The organism is Streptomyces sparsus (assembly GCF_054776295.1).
Window position 1 is genome coordinate 1 of sequence record NZ_BAAHCA010000464.1, and the last position, 3,831, is coordinate 3,831.

Genomic DNA, 3,831 nt, shown 5'->3' on the forward strand with positions numbered 1-3,831 from the left:
GTACGACGTCGCGTACGGCCGCGGCGGTGACCGGCTCGCCGTCGGCCGGGCGGACGGCGGTGTCGACCTGTGGGACCCGGCCGAGGGTGAACGGGTGCACCGCAGCGCGGCGCACCGGGACGACCTGCCGCCGGGTGACACCTCGACTCCGGGCGCGGTGGTGGCCTTCTCCGGCGACGGCAAGCTGCTCGCCTCGGCGAGCCCGGCCGATCCGTTGATCCGGCTGCGTGATCCGGTCACGGGGAAGGCCGCCGGCACGGTCGAGGACCGGACCCGGGGCGCGGCGGATCCCGCGGCGGGGCCGAGGACGCTGACGTTCTCCGGCGACGGCACCCGGATGCTGACCGCCACCGGAGCGGACGTGGTGGTCTGGGACCCGGTCGACCGCAAGCGGCTCGGCGAGTACCCGAAGGGCAAACCGAGAGGCACCGCAGGGGGTCAGGCAGTCCTCGCGCTCGCGACGTCGAGCGACTCGGGCACCGTGGTGGCCGCCCGTGCGGGTGGCGGTGTCACCCGGTGGCGGCGGAACGCGCCCTGGTACGACGCGCCGCGCGGCTCGGTCCTCGACGTCGCTTTCGCTCCGGACGGCGAGCACGCGGCGGCCGTGGACGGCGAGGGTGAACTGCACACCTGGACCTGGAGGACCGGCCGCCGCAGCGCGGCGCCCCTGAAACTGACCGCGGCGGGCCTCTCGGTCGCCTACGCCCCGGACGGCACGCGGGTGACCGGCGCTCTGGACGGCACCATCACGATCAGCCCGCCCCAGGGCAAGTCGACGACCCTGTCCCTGGACGGCCGTCGCCTGCGCGGCGACCTCGCACTCTCGGCCGACGGCTCGCTGCTGGCCGCGGCGAGCAGCGGTGCCGCGGACGGACAGGACGGCGAGGGCGAGGGCGACAGGGACGGGGACGGTGATGCCGACGCGAAGGACGGTGGGCGGCTCCACGTCTGGGACCTGGCGAAAGGCGAAAGTCTGGCCACGCTCGAACTCGACACCGGTCCGGCGTCGGCCCTCGCGTTCAGCCCGGACGGCGCGCGGCTTCTCGCGGTGAGCAGCGGCACCACGCTCGGCACCGCCCGGGGCGGCGACGGGAAGGGCGGCGAACCGGTCGTCCTGTCGACCTGGCGCACCGCGGACCTCGACGCGTCCCCCGCCGTCACGGACCTCGACGACGACGTGACCGACGCCGTCTACACGCCGGACGGCCAGAGTGTCGTCACCGCGTCGGTGGCCGGCACCATCGAGGTCCGCGACGCCGTGACCGGGAAGCTGCGCCGCACGTTCGGCCAACACCCTTCTGCTGTACGGGCGTTGGCGCTCTCGCCGGACGGCACCTCGCTGGCGACCGCGACCACCGACGACGCGGCCGTGTGGCTGTGGGACCTGGCCGACGGCGCCCTGAAGGCCCGACTCACCTCGGGAGGGGGCTTCGAGGTCAACGCCCTTGCCTTCTCGCCCGACGGCAAAGCGCTCGCTCGTGGCGGCACCGACGCCTCCGTGGCGCTGTGGCGCCTGGACACCGACGGCGCCGTCGAACGCCTCTGTCGCAGCATCCCCGATGCCGAAGCGAGCGCGAAAGCCGACGCGTTGGGCTGCGGCTGAGCCCCGGAGGGTGATCCGTCAGCCGTCCGCGGGCACGCCCCCGCCCGCGGCACCGGAACGTTCCGCTGCCCCCGGGCCCCCGCTGACCGGCATTGTCTTTCCGGACGGACGGACGGACAGACAGACGGACGGAACGGAGAGGCACATGACCGGATGCGATCAGCCTCCGCCGACGAACGGCGGCGGTCCCGTGACGGCTCCCCCGCCGCCGGACGGCACCGGCGCCCGGCGGCGAAGGCGGCAGCGGCCATGGCAGCAGAGCGTGTTCGGCGTGGTCGCGGCGCTGCTCACCGCCGCCCCCGACATCGGCGCGTTCGCCCGGTGCGACGCCCCGGCCAGGTTCGGCACCCCGGCTGCGGCCGACCTGCTGCACGCCCTCTCCCCCGGCACGGCGGAGAGGCGGTACGGCATCGACGTGCCCGTTGCGCGCAGGGCCACCGTGATGAGGGGCTGGGACTTCGGCGTCAAGGTCACCGGGCACAGCGAGGTGGACCACTTCGACCGGGACGGCACCGTGTACGGCCCGGCGGACGGCCACCGCCTGTACACCCTGGCGCTGACCGGGACGGACGGCGAGCGGGTCGGCGCCCGCAGCCGCAACACCACGCTGCGGGTGCGCATCGGGGCGGACGAACGCCCCCTGCGGGACGCCGGGACGCTCGCCGACGGCGAGCGGCTCGTGCTGCTGGTGTCGGTCCCGGAAGCCGCCGGCACCGCGCAGCTCGTACTCGGCGAGCCCGGCCTCAGCCAGACGGTCTCCCTCACCACGGGAGCAGCCGGCGACGGCAACCCGGAGGTGCTGGGGCGCGAGCACGTCACCAGCGGGCCGATGCTGCGGACGGGAACGCTGAGGTACCGGCTCAGCTCGTCCGCCACCGCGGTCACGCTCAGAAGGACGGCACGCTACCGCCTGACCTCGGCGCGGCTGTCCTACCGTCACCTCCACCGGCAGGACGAGCACGCCGCGAGGGACAGCGCCTTTCTCTTCCTGACAGGCAGCATGACCCGGACCGGCAAGGTGCGCGGCCTGCCTCCGCAGTGGATGTCGCTCAGGCTCCCGGACGGCGCCGTCCGCACGGCCGGTGCCCACTCCGACCACACGGGCTACCGGTGGCTGGCGTTCGAGGTCCCCGCCGACTTCACCCGCGGCACTCTGGTCTTCGGCGGCGAGGACCGGTTCCCCGGGACGGACAATCCCCATGGCGTCACGCTGACCGTCGAGACGGAGAAGGAGGAGCCGCTCGCCATAGGGCGCGGCCTCCTGACGGACGCCGGTCACCGGGACGACGACGCGTGAGACCGAGAGGAAACGAGGAAGCAGGATGCTGCGGGTCACGGTGCGCTCGCCGGAACTCCATCCGGTCGCGATGTCCCCCGGCGAGCGGCTGGTGTTCGGCCGCGCGCCCCACGGCGGTGCCGGTGGACGGCGTCCCGGCCGGTACGCCGTCGCGATCCCCGGTTGCGCGCCCCACGTGTCCCGGGTGCTCGCCGACCTGGTGGTCGAGGACCACGGGGCGCGGATCACCTGGCGCGGCGCCAACGAGGCGATGCTGTCGAGCCTCTTCGACGCTCCGGGCGGCGCGCGCCGGGTGACTCTCGTCCGCGGCATGTCCACGGTGCTGGACGACGGGAAGAACGAACTGGTCGTCTTCACCGGCCGCCGGTCCGGTGGGCAGACGACCGATCTGACGCTCACCCTCGTGGTGTCCGGCGCCCCGCAGCCGGGCGAGCCGACCGTGGTGCGTGAGGCCGCCGATGCGCACGGGCCGGGCGTCGCGGTCACCGCGGAGGCGCCGCAGACGCTGAGCCGGTACTCCAAGGCCTGGTACGTCGCCCTGGCACTGGCCGAGCCGCTGCTGGCCGGCGCCGACGACGAACAGCGCGTTCCGACGTACCAGGAGATCCACCGGCGGGTGTGCCACTGGCGTGGCGGTGAGGCGTGGAACCTGGCCGATCCCCGGCGCGTCGACGAGGTGATCAAGAAGATCTCGAAGATCGCCTTCGGTGAGTCGCTCGACCCCTACACGGCGGTACGTGACGGCAAGCTGTTCAACGCCCGGTTCGCCGTCGCCAGGCGCACGGCACAGCGGCGCCTCGTCACCGCCGAGGACCTCGACGAGGTCGAACGCGTCGCCCGCACCCGGCCCCGCCCCTGACCCCGCGTCAGGCCCGGCGCCGCTGCCCGGTTCGGGAGGGCCTCGCTCCGGCCCGGCCCCTCACGGACCTGG

3 protein-coding genes are annotated in these 3,831 nt (G+C 74.4%); all 3 read left to right on the forward strand.

Features of this window, described 5'->3' with window-relative positions; genetic code table 11:
- Nucleotides 1-1,603: WD40 repeat domain-containing protein (locus tag ACYVE9_RS18525; RefSeq protein ID WP_461028999.1), on the forward strand; the 1,603-nt coding region annotated here is incomplete at its 5' end.
- Nucleotides 1,604-1,748: 145 nt separating this feature from the next.
- Nucleotides 1,749-2,900: a hypothetical protein gene (locus ACYVE9_RS18530; protein ID WP_461029000.1), complete on the forward strand. Its 1,152-nt coding sequence runs from the start codon at nucleotides 1,749-1,751 to the stop codon at nucleotides 2,898-2,900.
- Nucleotides 2,901-2,925: 25 nt separating this feature from the next.
- Entirely contained in the window at nucleotides 2,926-3,759 is an 834-nt protein-coding gene (locus ACYVE9_RS18535; protein WP_461029001.1) for a hypothetical protein, read from the forward strand.
- Nucleotides 3,760-3,831 lie beyond the last annotated feature (72 nt).

Excerpts from the sequence above, each read along its gene's own strand:
- ACYVE9_RS18535 (WP_461029001.1), top strand. The coding sequence starts at position 2,926 with ATGCTGCGGGTCACGGTGCGCTCGCCGGAACTCCATCCGGTCGCGATG.
- ACYVE9_RS18530 (WP_461029000.1), top strand. The coding sequence starts at position 1,749 with ATGACCGGATGCGATCAGCCTCCGCCGACGAACGGCGGCGGTCCCGTG.